Raw genomic sequence first — 16,837 nt, 5'->3', positions numbered from 1 at the left:
TCTAAAAACTTTGGCCAAAACTATTCAGAAAAGTTTTGGCTGCCGGGGTGATAGCCGCAGCCAGATCCCGTTTTTCGACCGCACTGTCAGATGCGCAACAGGCACCGGCGCCTTGCCAGCCACCGGTTCTATGCGGAACCGGCGCAGGATCATCGACAGGATCAGCGGCCCCTCCACCATGGCAAAGCCTGCGCCTGTGCAGACCCGGGAGCCTGCCGAAAACGGGATATAGGCCTCCCGCTGGCATTGCTTGCCGTTCTCCGTCCCCCAGCGCGCAGGGTCGAACCCGTCCGGGTTCTCCCACAGCCGCTCGTGCCGGTGCAGGTGCCAGGGGCTGAGGACCATCTGCGCGCCCTTGGGCACGGTGCGGTTGCGAAAGTGCTCGGGACAGGTGGCCTCGCGCACCATCATCGGCACCGGCGGGTAGAGCCGCAGGGTTTCGCGGAACACATCGCGGCTGATCTTCAGCTTCGACACCGCGGTAAAACTCTCATCTTCCAGAACCGAGGCTTCTGCCGCCACCTTCTCTTGCCACTCGGGGTACAGCGCCATCAGGTAGAGCGCCCAGGCCAAAGCGGAGGCGCTGGTTTCATGCCCTGCGAGGAAGAAGATCGCCACTTGATCGACCATCTCGGCGGTATCAAACGTGCTTCCGGTTTCCGGGTCCCGGGTTGTCATGATCTTGGTCGCCAGGTCATCGGGCGCCCTGCCCGCTTGGATCGCTGCCATCCGTTCGGCCGTCAGCTGCGCGATCAGCACCCGGATCGTTTCTGCGTTCCGGCGGGTCCCGCGTCGGAAGAACCGCGGCATCCAGCGCGGCAGCGGCACGAAGGCAGCCAGGTTCAGCAAGGGCTGGCTGCGCTGGTAATCGCGGAACCGGGTGAAGACTTTGCCTGCCACCTCATGCTCGATCGGGATGGAGAACAGGGTTCGGAAAATCACATCCGCTGCCGCGTGCGAGGTCTCCTCCTCGATCTCCACTGGCCCCTGCCTGCCCTCCAGCCGCTTGACTGCCGCCTCTGCCGCGGCGCGCATCGCCGGGTAGGTATCCTTCAGCCGCCCGCCCTCAAAAGCCGGATCAATGATCCGGCGCTGCCGCTTCCAGGCCTCGCCATTGGTCAGGAACACGGAATTGCCCAGCAAGGGCTTCAGCCCCTCGGCAATGCGGTCCGACTTGGGGAAGTCGTCCGGCCGCTCCTTCAGCAGCAGCTTCACCAGATCCGGCTGGTTGACCAGGAAGGAGCGGAAGAACGGCGTGCGGAACTCGGCCATCCAGGCGCGGTACAGGCGCGCAGGCTGGGCCGACAGGATGTCCTGGCGGAACAGTTTCGCATAGCGCCACAGCGACACCCGGTCGGGACGCGCCGGAGGTTTCGGCGGCATCACCTGCGTCATTCAGCGGCCACCGACGTGAATTTCGACACCGGCACGTCAATCCGCGACTGCGAGGGTTTGCGGTCCCTATAGCGCTCGGCCAGCGTCAGCGGACCGGCTGTAATCCGGAAATAGTCATAGTCGCCCGGCCGGTCGAAGGCGCAAAGATACTGGAAATGCAGCCGGAAGAAGCGCCAGCGCAGCTGCTGCCAGCGCTGAGGGCTGAGGGTCTGGGTGAAGGCGGCGGAGAACACCAGCGGCCAGCGCTTGCCCTCTGGTGCGACGCCGCTGACAGCCACCGGGTCACACAGCGCAAAGGCACAGCCGTCACCCGGCGCGGTGACATCCACCCAGGCAAGCTCCTGGCGTTGGCACAAGTATTTCAGATCGGTCCGCAAGCGCCGGGCCCGCGGCAGGAAAGAGACCATCGGCACCACCTGCCCCAATGTCAGGAACCCCAGGGCGGGCCGTTCTGGCGGTAACCCTTCGCGGATCAGGTCCGCCAGCACCGACACACCCAGGTGCGCTCCGGAGGAATGGCCGACAACCAGCACCTCGTCCAGGTTTTGATCCTGCAAAGCTTCTGCGAGCAAATCACGGAACTGGCCCATCCGAGCCTCCATCTCCGGCGCTATCGCGCCTCGCGTGGCAGCCGTATGTGCATAGTCGTGCATCAGATAATAGGCAAAGAACTTGCCGTCGCGTTTTTTGAACCAGCGCAGCAGCGCGTACCCGGCACCAAGGCCTAACGCCCAGCCAATGAGCACTAAAAGCGACCCGCCGAGGTCCGCGAATCCGGCCAGAATGCCAATGGCATGGCTGACGCCCCAGGCCAGCAGCAATGCCAGCAGCGCCTGCAAGAGTAGCATTCCCACCGGATAGAGCGCCGCAATCACCGGCCCCTTGCGCAGCCGCATCAGCCGCCTGAGCGCACCGGTGGAGATGTAGATCCAGGCGGTGCGCAACAGCTGCCAGTAGGTGCCGGGGATCGTCGCCTCCATACTGCCCCGAACGATGTCGGACCAGACCAGCACTTCGATATCGGCTTCTGTCCGCTGCCCGTCCATCTCCGCCGCCGTATGCCAGCCGTAGGGGCCTTTGGTCCGCTTGGGGGCCAGCGTCAGGCTGTAGCCGGAAATCTGCGCCTGCGCGGCCCCTTCCTTGCGGTAGAGCTCCCGGTAGCGGCGCGGGTGAATCGGGTCATAGCCGGGGATGTAGAACACCCGGCGTTTGCGCACCAGCTGGGGGTTGGAACCGATGTGAGCCACACTGTCCTGCTTTGACGTTTCAAGGGCAGACTAGCAGCGTAATCCGGCAAGAGTAAGGCCGGGAGGGGCAAAGAAAAAGGGGCCCGGAGGCCCCTTGGAAATCCCGGGCTCAACCCAGTGCTGCCAGCGCCGGGAAGGTCTCCAGCAGCCACCAGGAGAAGGTGGTGAACAGGCCGGTGACCAGCATGATGCCGACAAACAGCAACAGGCCGCCCATCACCTTTTCGATCAGCCCCATGTGGCGCTTCATCTTGTTCATCAGCGTCATCGAGCGGTTGAGGAACATCGCCGCCAGCAGGAACGGCACACCCAGGCCCGCGGCATAAACGCCGAGCAGAATGGTCCCGCGGCTGACTGAGGCCTCGGACGCCGCCAGAGACAGGATCGCGCCCAGCTGCGGACCGATGCAGGGCGTCCAACCAAAGGCGAATGCCAGCCCCAGCACATAAGCACCCAGGGCGGAGCCGCCGGATTCGCCGGCCTCCATCCGCGCCTCGCGGTCCAGCAGAGGAATGCGGAACACCGACAGGAAATGCAGGCCGAAGATGATCACCACGACACCTGAGACTTGCGCGAAAAGCTCCTGATTTTTCAGCACAAAGGCACCGAAGGCCGAAGCCGTGAAGCCAAGCAGCAGAAACACCGTCGACAGCCCCAGCACAAAGAACAGCGCCGCGATGATCGCCTTGCGCCGTGCGGCAACCGTGCCCTGCATCTCGCCGATGGTGACACCGCTCATATAGGCCAGATATGGCGGCACAATCGGCAGCACGCAGGGCGACAGGAAACTGATCACGCCGCCCAGCAGCGCCACCAGCATGGCAGGGAGCAGCCCTGCGTCGATGATCTCGATTCCAAACATGTCCAACACTTATGTCAGCGGCAGACCAACGTCACGGGGACGGCTGGTCACATCCTTGTGGACAGCATGAAACATCCCGCTTATCTGCACACCATGACCGAGATCAAAGAAACAGTAGACGCAATCGGGCTGCTCTGCCCCCTGCCCGTCCTGAAAGCCCGCAAGCGGCTGAAATCGCTGCAGCCCGGCCAGGTTCTGGAACTGCTGGCGGATGATCCGGCGGCCGTAATTGACGTGCCGCATTTCTGCAATGAGGCAGGCCATGATTTTCTGGGCCACAGCACCAGTGCGGGCCATCAGATTTATTTGATCCGCAAGGGCAGCTAACTCCTGACAGTGTCCGTGCTTTACCGCGAGGCAACCGGAATTCGGCGCGAATTCCGGCTCGGATTATCCGTGTTTGCCCCGCCGGGACGCGGCTGCAGCCCGGCCACCGGCTGAGAAGATACTGGCGGCACGCAAAAAGAAAGGCAGGCGAAACAGCCTGCCTTCCCTTCCATCTTTTCAGCCTCAGCTGCCCATAGACCACCAGCCGCGGCGCTTAGGCTTGGACGGGGCCGCAGGTTCGGACTCAGCCTCAGCTCCGGCCATTGCAGGCTCCGGCTGCATTTCCTCAGCCGCAGGTGCAGGCTCGGCTGCTTCGGTCTCTTCCTCAGCAACCGCTTCTGCAGCAGGCTCTTCAGCGGCGGGCTCCGCCTCCGCCTCGGCCTCTGCAACAGCAGCTTCTTCTGCAGCTTCCTCAGCGATCCCGGCAGGAGCAGCTTCAGCTTCCGCAGCATCCTTTTGCGCTGGGGCCTCGCCGGCCTCTGCCGGAGCGTCCTCGGACTCTGCCGCAGTTTCTGCCACCGGCTCCGCAGCCTCTGCCACCGGCGCTTCTGCTTCTGCCTCCTGCACGGGGGCTTCAGCTGCATCGGCAGTTTCCACAGCCTCGGCTGCTTCCTCAGCAGCTTCGGCAGGAGCCGTCTCTTCGGCCGCAGCTTCTTCACCAGCAGCGGCTTCGGCCTCAGCCGGCTTGGCCTTCGGCTTGCGCGAACGGGTCCGGGTGCGGGTGCGTTTCTTTTCCTTCACCTCTTCCGCCGGGGCTTCCTCGCCTTCGGCAGCGGGTTCAGCCGCTTCAACGGCCTCTTCCTTGGGCTGCTCCTCAACGTCGGACGCCTCGTCGCCGTTCTCGCCGCCCTCACCGTTCTGAGACTGCTCGCCACTGCCGGACTTGCGGCGGCGGCGGCGGCGGCGCTTGCGCTTGGGTTTGTCGTCTTGCGATGCCTCATCCGCAGTCTCGGGCGTGGCCGGGGCCTCATCCTCGTCCTGCTTGGCCTCATCCGCGTCGACCTGATCCATGATCGAAGTATCGACCGACACCACCGGAGCGGCGGCGGCAGGCACGTTGCGCGATGCGGTCTTGAACTTTTCAAGCACAAAGTCCGGACTGACCAGATGCGCGTCGCCTTCGATGCGCACGGACAGGCCGTAACGCGCCTCGATCTGGGCGATGTGCTCGCGCTTCTGGTTCATCAGGAAGTTGGCGATGGAGACCGGGCAGCGCACCAGCACTTCGCGCGAACGGCGGCGGGTGCCCTCTTCCTCGATCTGGCGCAGGATCGACAGCGCCATCGAGTCGTCGGAGCGGATCAGGCCGGTGCCGTGGCAATGCGGGCACGGCGCGGTGGTCGCCTCGATCATACCGGGGCGCAGGCGCTGGCGCGACATTTCCATCAGGCCAAAGCCGGAGATCCGGCCCACCTGGATGCGGGCGCGGTCGGTCTTCAGCTTGTCCTTCATGCGCTTTTCGACGGCGGCGTTGTTCTTGCGCTCGTCCATGTCGATGAAGTCGATGACGATCAGACCGGCAAGGTCGCGCAGACGCAGCTGGCGCGCCACCTCTTCAGCGGCCTCCAGGTTGGTCTTGAGCGCGGTTTCCTCGATCGAGCCTTCCTTGGTTGCACGGCCGGAGTTCACGTCGATCGCCACCAGCGCCTCAGTGACGCCGATCACGATATAGCCGCCGGATTTCAGCTGCACCGTCGGGTTGAACATGCCTGCCAGGTAGCTTTCCACCTGGAAGCGCGCAAACAGCGGCAGGCCGTCCTGGTAGTGCTTCACGTTCTTGGCATGGGACGGCATGATCATCTTCATGAAGTCCTTGGCGATGCGGTAGCCGCGGTCGCCTTCCACCAGAACCTCGTCGATCTCGCGGCTGTAGAGGTCGCGGATCGAGCGTTTGATCAGGTCGCCCTCTTCATAGATCTTGGCCGGCGCGATGGATTTCAGCGTCAGTTCGCGAATCTGCTCCCACAGGCGCTGCAGGTATTCATAGTCGCGCTTGATCTCGGACTTGGTGCGCTTGGCACCGGCGGTGCGCACGATCAGGCCCGCGCCTGTGGGCACGTCCAGTTCGGTTGCGATGTCTTTCAGTTTCTTGCGGTCGGCTGCGTTGGTGATCTTGCGGGAGATGCCGCCGCCGCGGGCGGTGTTGGGCATCAGCACGCAGTAGCGGCCTGCCAGAGACAGGTAGGTGGTCAGCGCTGCGCCCTTGTTGCCGCGCTCTTCCTTGACGACCTGCACCAGCAGCACCTGGCGCACCTTGATCACTTCCTGGATCTTGTAGCGGCGCGGACGCGGTTTGCGCGGCGGACGGATGTCCTCGCTGTCATCCTCATCGGCAACCGACTCGATGCTTTCGTCCTTGGAGGTTGCATCGGCGCGGCCGGTCTCGGCTTCGTCGTCGCTGTCTTCAGCGTCATCTTCGGCATTTGATTCATCAGCAGCAATCTCGGCATCCGCCGAAGCGGTCTCTGCCTCTGCCTCGGCTTCGCCTTCGCCGGTTGTTTCCGCAACGGCTCCCTCAGCCGGAGCCTCTTCAGCCTCCGGGACCTCTGCAGCGGCAGTTGTCTCTTCCGCCTCCGGTGCAGCTTCCGAAGCGTTGCCCTCTTCCGGCTCTTCCACCGGGGTTTCGGCGACACGTTCCATCGGCGAGGAGCCTTCCGGCACCTCGGCCAGCTCAGCCGGAACATCCGCAGCTTCAGAGCTGTCGGTCAGGTCGATCGTTTCCATACCGGCAATTTCGCCGGTGGCGGCGTCAGAGGCTTCGACCTCCTTGGTTTCCACGGCATCCTTGGACGATGCCTTGGCCGCCTTGGCAGAGGACTTGGAGCGGCGCGAGCGCTTGGGCTTGGCCGGTTTTTCATCCTCGTCCTCATCGCGGACGCGCATCGCCTCGGCATAGGCGCGCTCTTCCTCCATCAGGGCCTCACGGTCCGCAACGGGGATTTGGTAGTAATCCGGGTGGATTTCCGAAAACGCCAGGAAACCATGGCGGTTTCCGCCATAGTCCACAAAGGCCGCCTGCAGGGACGGTTCGACGCGTGTTACTTTTGCGAGGTAAATGTTGCCAGCAAGCTGGCGTTTGTTTTCGGATTCAAAGTCGAATTCCTCAACCTTGTTTCCATCGACCACCACAACGCGGGTCTCTTCCGCGTGGGTGGCGTCAATAAGCATCTTCTTTGCCATGGGTCCTTGGTGCACCTGCCCTGTGCGCCCGCAAGCCTTCTGCTTCCAGGCGGCCGCGCGCGTTTCGGGTGGTGTCTTGTCAGGGCGATAATGGACGGCGCGGTGCAGCAGGTGGTCCCGGGGTCTATGCCCGGCCTTCCTGCCTCAGTGCTCTTCGCTCTCGCGCGCGTCATCGCGGTTCTTCTCCGGCAGTCGGGGTGTGCCCGCGCCTGCCTTGTTATCCCTGCACCGGTGATAATTCCGGCTTGGGCGCTAAACTGCCCCCTTTGTTCAAGAGGGCCAATCGGTCTGGCTGCAGCTTTCTCGGATCATGCCGGACAAAAGCCGAAGCCAGCGAATCTCATCAGGACGGGCGGAACCACTTGCCGGTTTCCGGCCCGTTGCGCCAGCATAAGGCCTGTGGATAGGTAATGACAATGGACATTCGTCACCACCGGGCCTGAAAATGCAAACGGCCTGCCCCTATCAGGCAAGCCGTTAATTTCAGGTTAGTTTTCCAATCCACTCCGGCTCCAGACGCGAACTCCGCCGCGGAAAACCCTGTTTCCCGGGTGGCTTCCCGCCAAGGGTAAGGGCTTGGGCCAGACGTCAGGCGAGGTAGTCGGACCGTTGCAGGCCGTATTTCGCCATTTTCTCGTTCAACGTCCGACGCGGCAGGCACAACTCGTCCATCACACTGGCGATCGAGCCCTTGTGGCGGCGCATTGTGTTGTCGATCAGCATCCGCTCAAACGCTTCCACGTATTCCTTCAGCGGCTTGCCTTCGGTGGTCATCACCGGCTGCATCTCCTCGTGATCAGACATCAGAAGCGACGCAATGGTGCCGGATCCGCGGCGCGACTGCAGCACCGCGCGTTCGGCAATGTTGATCAGCTGGCGCACGTTGCCCGGCCAGGGCGCCTGCAGCAGTTGTGCGGCCTCCTGGGCGCTCACCTGCGGCGCGTCACAGCCGTATTCCTCGGAGAACTGTTCGCTGAGGCGGGTGAACAGCGTCAGGATATCCTCGCCGCGCTGGCGCAGCGGCGGCACGGTGATGCGCAGCGCCGCCAGACGGTAGAACAGGTCCGGGCGCAGCGCGTCCTCGCAGGTCTTGCCTGCCTCCTGCAGGTTGGAAATGGCGATGATCCGGGTTTCAGCCGGGGTGCCCTGCTCGTTGATCACGCTCAGCAGCTTGGCCTGCAGGGTCTCAGACAGCGCGTCGATGTCTTCCAGCACCAGGGTGCCGCCGCGGGCCTCTTCAATCGCAGGCAGCATGCTGTCTTCGGGCAGCATCGGGCCGAACAGGCGCTTGGCCAGCGCTCCTTCTTCCAGTGCAGCGCAGGAAATCAGCACGAACTTTTTGCCTGCCCGGCTGCCGACTGCGTGCAGCGCGTGCGCGACCAGCGTCTTGCCGGTGCCGGTCTCGCCGTCGATCAGCACATGGCCGTCTGCCTGGCCGAGGTCCAGGATATCCTCGCGCAGGCGCTCCATCACCGGGCTCTGGCCGATCAGCTTCTTCATGATCTGGCCGCCGTCCGACAGTTCGCGGCGCAGCGCCCGGTTGTCCAGCGTCAGACGGCGGGCACCGGTGGCGCGCTTCGCCAGCTCCGACATGCGGTCCGGGTTGAACGGTTTTTCCAGAAAGTCGAAAGCGCCGACGCGCATCGCCTCAACCGCCATCGGCACGTCGCCGTGGCCGGTGATCATGATCACCGGCAGCGCAGAGTCGCTGCCCATCAGCTTTTTCAGGAACTGCATCCCGTCCATGCCCGGCATCTTGATATCAGAGATCACGATGCCCGGATAATCCGGCCCCAGAACCTTCAGCGCCTCTTCCGCGCTGGAGAAGGTCTCCGTGTCATAGCCAGACAGCGCCAGCCACTGGCTGATCGACTGCCGCATATCCTGTTCGTCGTCCACGATCGCGATTTTCATAGCCTGGGCCATGCGCGTTCACTCCTAATCACTCCGGGCTGCCTATTCGGCAGCTTCGATACCGTCCACCAGGACCGGCAATTGCATTTCAAAGACCGCCCCGCCGTTCTGCCCGTTGCGGGCGGTCAGCCGTCCCCCAAGGTCGTTGACGATCCCCGAGGAGATGGCAAGCCCCAATCCAACCCCGTCGCCGGGCTGCTTGGTGGTGTAAAAAGGTTCAAACAGGTTGTCGAAGTCCTTGATACCCATCCCATTGTCACGCACCGACAAGGTTGCCGTCTCGCCCGCCGCCAGCAGGATCTCCACCTCCGGGTCGGCCACTGATTTGGTGGCGTCCAGCGCATTGCGCAAGAGGTTGACCATCACCTGCTCCAGCCGCATCCGGTCGCCCATCACCATAACAGGTTCTTCCGGCAGGATGCGGGTTATTTTCACATGCCGCTGGCGCAGCTGCGGCTCCATCATCGACAGGCTGGAAGCCAGCGCATCACCCAAGTTTACAGGGCTGAACGCATCGCCGCCCTTGCGCGCATACGACTTGAGCTGGCGCGTGATCGCGCCCATCCGCTCGATCAGATCGTCGATGCGCCCGAAGGAGGCCAGCGCCTCGTCCGGGCGGTTCCGGTTCAAGAGCAGCCGGGCGCCGGCCAGGTAGGTTTTCATCGCCGCCAGCGGCTGGTTCAGCTCGTGGCTGACAGCCGCGGACATCTCGCCCAAGGCCGCCAGTTTGGAGCTTTGCGCCAGGCTTTGCTCGGCCACCGCCAGGGTCTTTTGCATGCGTTCACGCTCGGCGATTTCCCGCTGAAGGCGAGCGTTTAATACGCGAAGCTCTGCCGACTCGCGCTGGAACAGCGCCATCCGCAGCGCCGTCTTGCGGCTGAGAAAGTAGAAAGCCAGCGCCAGGAGGATCGCGAATCCCATGATCTCCAGCGCCAGCACCGCATTCACCCGCTCGCGAACCGAGGAATAGGTGGTAAATGTGGCCATCCGCCATCCCTGGAACGGCACCCGGGTTTCCAGCCGCATCACCGCCTCGCCCTGCAGATAGGCGTCCGGCGGCAGCGCCGTCCAGTCGGTGGTGGCGCGAATCGCCCGCTGGATGGCGCCTTCGGGCGTTTGCAGCGTCATTGCATCGCCCTCCTTCAGCCCGCGCCAGCGTGCCTCGGTGGCCAGTATGATGGTGCCGGTGCTGTCGGTGACCAGCACCGCATCGGAAATCCCCGCCCAGGCGCGCTCGAACTTTTGCAGGTCGACCTCGACCACAATCGCACCCAGCACGCCGGTCGCATCAATGATGCGGCGCGAATAGGTGAAGCGGTAGCCGCCCACCTCGCGCGGGATGACCGAGAACACTGTCGACTTGGCCCGCACCGCATCAACGAAATAGGCGGCATTGCGGTGGCTCTCACCCAGCCGGTTACGGTCGGTGGCCGCCACCGTGCGCCCGTCCTGCGCCAGCAGCATGATCGACGCGGCGCCGATCTCATCCACAAAAGAGATCAGCCGCTGGGTGGACAGGGAGAAGTCGCTGGATTGCAACGCCGAGATCAGCGTCTGATCGCGGGCCAGAAGCTGCGGCACGATGGCGTGCTGGCGCAGCTCGCTCAGCAGATTGCCGGAATAAAGCGCCAGGCGCAGCTCGGCACGGTTGCGGGTGCTTTCGGTAAACCGGTGGGTCAACGCCCGGTTGGTGGTCCAAACGGTGACCGCTGCCACCGCCATGAACAGCACGAGCGCCAGCCGCGCCCGCCAGGAAATCGTGCGGGAACGCGCCTTTGGCTCAGATTTGGTCAGATCGGTGCGCGGGGCGGTCATAAAGATACACTATGGCCGCCGCCGCCTATCCTCAAGTCACGCAGCGGTGACCATCCCCGCCAATGCGCGGAACACTGCCGTGCCGTCGGTGCCGCCGTGGCCCTCGTCCGCAGCCCGCTCCGGATGCGGCATCATCCCGAGAACGCGGCGGTTTTCCGACAGGATGCCCGCGATGTCAGCTACCGAACCGTTGGGGTTTTCCTCGTATGTGAAGGCCACCCGGTCCTGATCCTGCAGCGCCTTGATGGTCTCTGCATCGGCAAAGTAGTTGCCGTCGTGGTGGGCAATCGGCACCCCGATCACATCACCGGCGTTGTAGCCCTGGGTGAAGACGCTCTCGGAAGTCGTCACCTTCAGGTTCACGGTGCGGCAGATGTATTTAAGGCCCGCATTTCGCAGCAGCGCCCCCGGCAGCACGCCGGTTTCGGTCAGGATCTGAAAACCGTTGCAGACGCCGATGGCATAGCCGCCACGGTCGGCATGCTCGATCACGGCCTTGCAGATCGGCGACTGCGCCGCGATGGCGCCGCAGCGCAGGTAATCGCCATAAGAGAAACCGCCCGGCACGCCGACGATGTCCACGCCTGCGGGCAGCGCGCTGTCCTTGTGCCAGACCATCGAGACGTCGAAACCAGCCTGTTCAAACGCCACCGCCAGATCGCGGTCGCAGTTCGACCCCGGGAAAACAACAACCGCCGCCTTCATCAGGCCATCTCGATGCTGTAGGATTCGATCACGGTGTTGGCCAGCAGCTTCTCGCACATTGCGGTCACATCTGCCTCGGTTGCGCCTTCGGCCAGATCCAGGTCAATCACCTTGCCTTGCCGGACGCCTTCGACCTTGTCAAAGCCCAGAGCGCCGAGCGCGTGGCGCACAGCCTCGCCCTGCGGATCCAGAACCCCGTTCTTCAGCATCACATGCACCCGTGCCTTCATCGCATCATCCCTCAGGTTTTCGATGGCGAAGCCCTGCCGGGCTTCATCTTTCCAAAAATACTCAAGGACCCGCGGCGCGGCAGGCGCAGCGGGTCCCTATCTCAGTTCACCAGCGTCGGCTTGCCCGGCGCGGGCGGGTTGTTCGGCATCACGCCCAGGCGGCGCGCCACTTCGCTGTAGGCGTCGGTCAGGCTGCCCAGGTCGCGGCGGAACACGTCCTTGTCCAGCTTCTGGCCGGTCTTGATGTCCCACAGACGGCAGCTGTCGGGGCTGATCTCATCGGCGATCACCAGGCGCTGGAAGTCGCCTTCGTAGATACGGCCGATCTCGATCTTGAAGTCGACCAGGCGGATGCCCACAGCCAGGAACACGCCGGACAGGAAGTCGTTCACGCGCAGGGCCAGGCTCAGGATGTCGTCCATGTCCTGCTGGCTGGCCCAGCCAAAGGCGGCGATGTGCTCCTCGGTGACCAGCGGATCGCCCAGGGCGTCGTCCTTATAGCAGTATTCCACCACCGGGCGCGGCAGCTGGGTGCCCTCATCGATGCCCAGGCGCTTGGAGATCGAACCGGCCGCGTAGTTGCGCACGATCACTTCCAGCGGAATGATCTCGCAGCTGCGCACCAGCTGCTCGCGCATGTTCAGGCGCTTCAGAAAATGGGTCGGCACGCCGATCTGCGCCAGACCCAGCATGAAAAACTCGCTCAGGATGTTGTTCAGAACACCCTTCCCCTCGATCACGTCGTGTTTTTCGGCGTTGAAGGCGGTGGCGTCATCCTTGAAGTATTGCACGATGGTGCCGGGCTCGGGGCCCTCGTACAAAGTCTTGGCCTTGCCTTCGTAAATCTTCTTGCGACGCGCCATTGGGAACCTTTCGGGTCAATGCCGGGAATCCGGCCCTGCGATGTGCCGCTCTCATAGTGCAAGGGGGCCTCAGCCGCAAGCGTGCTGCATGGATCAGGTGAACGCCGCCCCTGCCCTCAGCCGCAGCCTCCTGCGCCCGTGGCCCGGACCACATTCGCGCGCACCGCTTGCGCAACAGCACAAGGGCCTTGCCGGGCACAGTTTTTTCTTGCCCTGAGCCGCTATCATGCTCCTATCATGTGAAGGGGCGCAATAGGTTAAATGAGGACGCGATATGACAACATTCGACGAGCGCGAACAGGCCTTTGAAGCGAAGTTCGCGCATGATGAGGAGATGCAGTTCAATGCGCAGGCGCGCTGCAACAAGCTTCTGGGCATGTGGGCTGCCGGCCTGCTGGGACTTGGCGGCAAGGACGCCGAGGCCTTTGCCGGAACGATTGTAACAGCTGATCTGGAAGAAGCAGGCCACGAGGACGTGGTGCGCAAGCTGGAAGGCGAGCTGCAGGGCAAGGCCTCTGCCGATGAGATCCGGGCGAAACGCGCGGAGCTGCTGCCGGAAGCCAAGGACCAGATACTGAGCGAAGCCGGCTGAGACCCTTTTGCCGGCTTCCACATGCCGCATTAGCCTTTTGTTTGCCGGTATTGCCGGAAACTCCGCCGGTCGCGGCGGCAACCGCGCGGTGTCATGACGCAATCTGCCGCATGCCGCCATCTTTGCGGCAGCCGCGCAGCGCTCTCATAATGAAGATGAAGAAAATGAAATTGCCCTTGCCAGCGTAGCGTGAGACAGGGGAAGCAGACCAATTTGCCACCCGGCACACCGGGACGGCCTGCTGACACGGAATCCAACTGATGACAAACACCTTCAAACAGCTGCTGGACACCAAGGACGTGCTGCTGGCGGATGGTGCAACCGGCACCAACCTTTTCGCCATGGGCCTGCAGTCCGGCGACGCGCCGGAGCTGTGGAACGTTGATGAGCCCAAGAAAATCCTGGCGCTGTACCAGGGGTCGGTCGATGCCGGCAGCGACCTGTTCCTGACCAACAGCTTTGGCGGCACCGCCGCGCGCCTGAAATTGCATGACGCGCAGGGCCGCGTGCGCGAGCTGAACCGCATCGCCGCCGAACTTGGCCGCGAGGTTGCCGACAAGGCAAAGCGCAAGATCGCCGTCGCCGGCTCCGTCGGCCCGACCGGCGAAATCTTTGAGCCGGTTGGAGAAATGTCCCATTCCCTGGCGGTGGAAATGTTCCACGAGCAGGCCGACGCCCTGAAGGAAGGCGGCGCCGACGTGTTGTGGCTGGAAACCATTTCTGCGCCGGAAGAATTCCGCGCCGCCGCCGAGGCCTTCAAGCTGGCAGACATGCCCTGGTGCGGCACCATGAGCTTTGACACCGCAGGCCGGACCATGATGGGCGTGACCTCCTCGGACCTGGCCCAGCTGGTGGAAGAGTTTGAAAACACGCCGCTGGCCTTTGGCGCCAACTGCGGCACCGGCGCCTCCGACATCCTGCGCACCGTGCTCGGCTTTGCGGCCCAAGGCACTGAGCGCCCGATTATCTCCAAGGGCAATGCCGGTATCCCGAAATATGTCGACGGCCACATCCACTACGACGGCACCCCGGAGCTGATGGGCGAATATGCGGTGATGGCCCGCGATGCCGGCGCCAAGATCATTGGCGGCTGCTGCGGCACCATGCCCGATCACCTGCGCTCCATGCGCGATGCCCTGGACAGCCGACCGCGCGGCGATGCACCGGCGCTGGAGAAAATCGTTGAGGTGCTGGGCCCCTTCACCTCTGACAGCGATGGCACCGGCGAAGATGCCGGGGCTGGTGGTGAGCGCCGTAGCCGCCGCGGACGGCGCCGCGCCTGACCGCTGCAGCAGGCAGCGACAAAAAGAATGGCGCCGCGTCTTCGCACGCGGCGCTTTTTTACTGCCGGCCCTGCCTATCCAGTGATGCTGAATCCGCTGATCCCCGGCTCGGGATCGGTTCTTTCCGTTAGCACGTCCTTCACCGAGGCCGCCCCGGGCCCGCGGCCCATTCTGCGCACCATATCCGCGACGCTGGCTGCAGGCCCTATCAGCAAGGCCCGGACCGAGCCGTCAGGTTCATTGCGGACCCAGCCCGACAGCCCGTGGCGCAGCGCTTCCGCCCGCGCCCAGGTGCGGAAGGCCACGCCTTGCACACGTCCTGTGACACGCGCTTTCACAGCAACAGAAGCCATTGGACACCTTCCTTTCTGTCATGAAGGCCTCCAGCATAGCACAAAACGCGGCCCGGCTGGCCGGGAAACGTCAGAACAGTGCCAGCTGGTCGCCCGGCTGCGGCGGACGGGAAAACAGGTCGCAGCGCAGCGCCTTTGCCCGCTCCTGCAGGCCCAGCCTCTTGCAGGCCGCCTTGAACCGCTGCGCGATCATCTCCGCATAACGCCCCTCGCCCCGCATCCGGTGGCCCCAGCGCGGATCATAGTCGCGCCCGCCATGCATCTCCCGCAGCCGCGCCATTACCTTGACGGCGCGGCTAGGTTCATGTTCCGCCAGCCATTCCTGCCAGAGCTCCGACACCTCCCGCGGCAGCCGCAGCATAATCCAGCTGGCGGCATCCGCCCCGGCCTCCGCCCCGGCTGCCAGCAGCGCCTCCAGTTCATGATCGGTCAGCCCAGGCACGATGGGCGAGGTCATTACCCGCACCGGCACCCCTGCCTCGGTCAGCCGCCGGATGGCGGCCAGCCGCCGCGCCGGCAGCGGCGCCCGCGGCTCCATCCGGCGGGACAGGTCCGGGTCCAGCGTGGTGACGGAAATCCCCACCCTTACCAGTCCCTTGGCCGCCATCGGCGCGAGGATGTCCAGATCCCGCTCAACCATGGCGCCCTTGGTCACGATTGCCACCGGGTGGTTGAAGTCGCACAGAACCTCCAGGCAGGCGCGCGAGATGCGCAGATCCCGCTCGCACGGCTGATAGGGGTCAGTGTTAGTGCCAAGCGCCAGAGCGGCCACCTTGTAACGCGGTGCCGACAACTCCTTGCGCAGAACCTCGGCAGCATTTGGGCGCGCAATCAGCCGGGTTTCGAAATCCATCCCTGGCGACAGACCCAGATAGGCATGGGTTGGCCGCGCAAAACAGTAGATGCAGCCATGCTCGCAACCGCGGTAAGGATTGATCGACCGGTCGAAGGGCAGATCGGGGGAGCGGTTGTAGGTGATCAGAGTGCGCGCCGTTTCCTGACGCACCTCAGTGGGAATCACCGTCTCCGGCATCTCCTGGAACCAGCCGTCGTCTACGGCCTCCCGCGCCATGTCGAACCGGCCTGCCGCATTGCTGAGGCTGGCGCGTGTTTTGCGGCGCATGGTATGTGGCGTGTTTTCCGGCGGCATGGACGCAAATTAGCCGCCAGATAAGAACAAATAAAGAACAAATGGGCAAATTCGAAGATTTCCATGTGGAATCTTCATTATTCTTGCGCCGGAATTGTCTCTATACGTCGGTTAGAACAGCGGCGATGTCGCAAACAATGCAGTCCGCGGAGTGCATTCTGTCACAAAAGCTTCTGAAATAGGCCAACACCGGGGATTCCCCCGTCAGCAAGGATTAGGCGCATGTCGGACGAAGAAGACATCATCCTCTCGGAACTCGATGACGAGGAACTTGTTCAGCAGATGTTTGACGACCTCTATGATGGTCTCAAAGAGGAAATCGAAGAAGGCGTGAACATCCTTCTGGAGCGCGGCTGGGTTCCCTACGACATCCTGACCAAAGCGCTGGTTGGCGGCATGACCATCGTCGGCGCCGACTTCCGCGACGGCATCCTGTTCGTTCCGGAAGTGCTGCTGGCAGCAAACGCGATGAAGGGCGGCATGGCCATCCTGAAGCCGCTGCTGGCCGAAACCGGCGCACCGCGCGTGGGCTCCATGGTCATCGGCACCGTGAAGGGCGACATCCACGACATCGGCAAGAACCTGGTTTCTATGATGATGGAAGGCGCGGGCTTCGAAGTCGTCGACATCGGCATCAACAACCCGGTCGAGAACTACCTGGAAGCCATGGAAGAGCACAAGCCGGACATCCTCGGCATGTCCGCTCTGCTGACCACCACCATGCCCTACATGAAGGTGGTTATCGACACCATGGTCGAACAGGGCCTGCGCGACGACTACATCGTGCTGGTTGGCGGCGCGCCGCTGAACGAAGAGTTCGGCAAGGCAATCGGCGCCGACGGCTATTGCCGTGACGCAGCCGTGGCCGTGGAGATGGCCAAGGACTTCGTTGCGCGCAAGCACAACTCGATGAGCGCCTGA

Annotated in this window: 15 protein-coding genes; 4 read left to right on the top strand and 11 right to left on the bottom strand. The window is 63.4% G+C overall.

Going from position 1 to position 16,837, the window contains the following annotated elements; genetic code table 11:
- Positions 1 to 24 precede the first annotated feature (24 nt).
- From AC58NV_RS00825 to AC58NV_RS00815, 3 genes are all read right to left on the bottom strand, one after another.
- The gene (locus AC58NV_RS00825) at positions 25 to 1,395 is read right to left on the bottom strand and encodes a cytochrome P450 (RefSeq protein WP_497225459.1); all 1,371 of its coding nucleotides are present in this window, start codon (positions 1,393 to 1,395) and stop codon (positions 25 to 27) included.
- Positions 1,392 to 2,633: a hypothetical protein gene (locus tag AC58NV_RS00820; protein ID WP_497226376.1), complete on the bottom strand. Its 1,242-nt coding sequence runs from the start codon at positions 2,631 to 2,633 to the stop codon at positions 1,392 to 1,394. The genes AC58NV_RS00825 and AC58NV_RS00820 overlap by 4 nt, the downstream gene beginning before the upstream one ends.
- A 118-nt stretch (positions 2,634 to 2,751) precedes the next feature.
- Positions 2,752 to 3,504: a cytochrome c biogenesis CcdA family protein gene (locus AC58NV_RS00815; protein ID WP_497225458.1), complete on the bottom strand. Its 753-nt coding sequence runs from the start codon at positions 3,502 to 3,504 to the stop codon at positions 2,752 to 2,754.
- 93 nt (positions 3,505 to 3,597) lie between these two features.
- On the opposite strand from AC58NV_RS00815, the gene AC58NV_RS00810 reads away from it, so the two are divergent.
- Positions 3,598 to 3,831 (top strand): sulfurtransferase TusA family protein, encoded by a 234-nt coding sequence (locus AC58NV_RS00810; RefSeq protein ID WP_497226375.1) that lies wholly within the window; start codon positions 3,598 to 3,600, stop codon positions 3,829 to 3,831.
- Between the two features lie 183 nt (positions 3,832 to 4,014).
- Here the strand turns inward: AC58NV_RS00810 and AC58NV_RS00805 are convergent, their stop codons facing one another.
- The 6 genes from AC58NV_RS00805 to purC all read right to left on the bottom strand — a co-directional run bounded on the left by AC58NV_RS00805 (position 4,015) and on the right by purC (position 12,538).
- Complete coding sequence (locus AC58NV_RS00805; protein ID WP_497225457.1) at positions 4,015 to 7,011, bottom strand: Rne/Rng family ribonuclease; 2,997 nt, start codon at positions 7,009 to 7,011, stop codon at positions 4,015 to 4,017.
- Between the two features lie 588 nt (positions 7,012 to 7,599).
- On the bottom strand, positions 7,600 to 8,937 hold the full coding sequence (locus AC58NV_RS00800) for a sigma-54-dependent transcriptional regulator (RefSeq protein ID WP_497225456.1): 1,338 nt from the start codon (positions 8,935 to 8,937) through the stop codon (positions 7,600 to 7,602).
- Between the two features lie 30 nt (positions 8,938 to 8,967).
- A complete protein-coding gene (locus AC58NV_RS00795) occupies positions 8,968 to 10,740 on the bottom strand; it encodes an ATP-binding protein (protein WP_366659580.1) in 1,773 nt (590 codons plus the stop codon).
- 36 nt (positions 10,741 to 10,776) lie between these two features.
- Positions 10,777 to 11,445, bottom strand: coding sequence for a phosphoribosylformylglycinamidine synthase subunit PurQ (purQ, locus tag AC58NV_RS00790; RefSeq protein ID WP_497225455.1), 669 nt, complete (start codon positions 11,443 to 11,445; stop codon positions 10,777 to 10,779).
- On the bottom strand, positions 11,445 to 11,675 hold the full coding sequence (gene purS / locus AC58NV_RS00785) for a phosphoribosylformylglycinamidine synthase subunit PurS (protein WP_019297460.1): 231 nt from the start codon (positions 11,673 to 11,675) through the stop codon (positions 11,445 to 11,447). The genes purQ and purS overlap by 1 nt, the downstream gene beginning before the upstream one ends.
- A 101-nt stretch (positions 11,676 to 11,776) precedes the next feature.
- A complete protein-coding gene (gene purC / locus AC58NV_RS00780; RefSeq protein ID WP_019297459.1) occupies positions 11,777 to 12,538 on the bottom strand; it encodes a phosphoribosylaminoimidazolesuccinocarboxamide synthase in 762 nt (253 codons plus the stop codon).
- 274 nt (positions 12,539 to 12,812) lie between these two features.
- Here purC and AC58NV_RS00775 point away from each other — a divergent pair, with 274 nt between their 5' ends.
- Complete coding sequence (locus AC58NV_RS00775) at positions 12,813 to 13,130, top strand: DUF1476 domain-containing protein (RefSeq protein WP_497225454.1); 318 nt, start codon at positions 12,813 to 12,815, stop codon at positions 13,128 to 13,130.
- 260 nt (positions 13,131 to 13,390) lie between these two features.
- Positions 13,391 to 14,413 (top strand): betaine--homocysteine S-methyltransferase, encoded by a 1,023-nt coding sequence (bmt, locus tag AC58NV_RS00770; RefSeq protein ID WP_497225453.1) that lies wholly within the window; start codon positions 13,391 to 13,393, stop codon positions 14,411 to 14,413.
- Positions 14,414 to 14,487: 74 nt separating this feature from the next.
- On the opposite strand, the gene AC58NV_RS00765 is transcribed toward bmt, so the two are convergent.
- Entirely contained in the window at positions 14,488 to 14,766 is a 279-nt protein-coding gene (locus AC58NV_RS00765; protein WP_366659587.1) for an acylphosphatase, read from the bottom strand.
- Between the two features lie 70 nt (positions 14,767 to 14,836).
- Complete coding sequence (locus tag AC58NV_RS00760) at positions 14,837 to 15,889, bottom strand: PA0069 family radical SAM protein (protein WP_497225452.1); 1,053 nt, start codon at positions 15,887 to 15,889, stop codon at positions 14,837 to 14,839.
- Between the two features lie 249 nt (positions 15,890 to 16,138).
- On the opposite strand from AC58NV_RS00760, the gene AC58NV_RS00755 reads away from it, so the two are divergent.
- On the top strand, positions 16,139 to 16,837 hold the full coding sequence (locus AC58NV_RS00755) for a corrinoid protein (protein ID WP_271905524.1): 699 nt from the start codon (positions 16,139 to 16,141) through the stop codon (positions 16,835 to 16,837).

Source organism: Leisingera sp. ANG49 (assembly GCF_059694505.1).
Note: the sequence above shows the minus strand (reverse complement) of the source record. Positions and strands in the feature narration are given on the sequence as shown.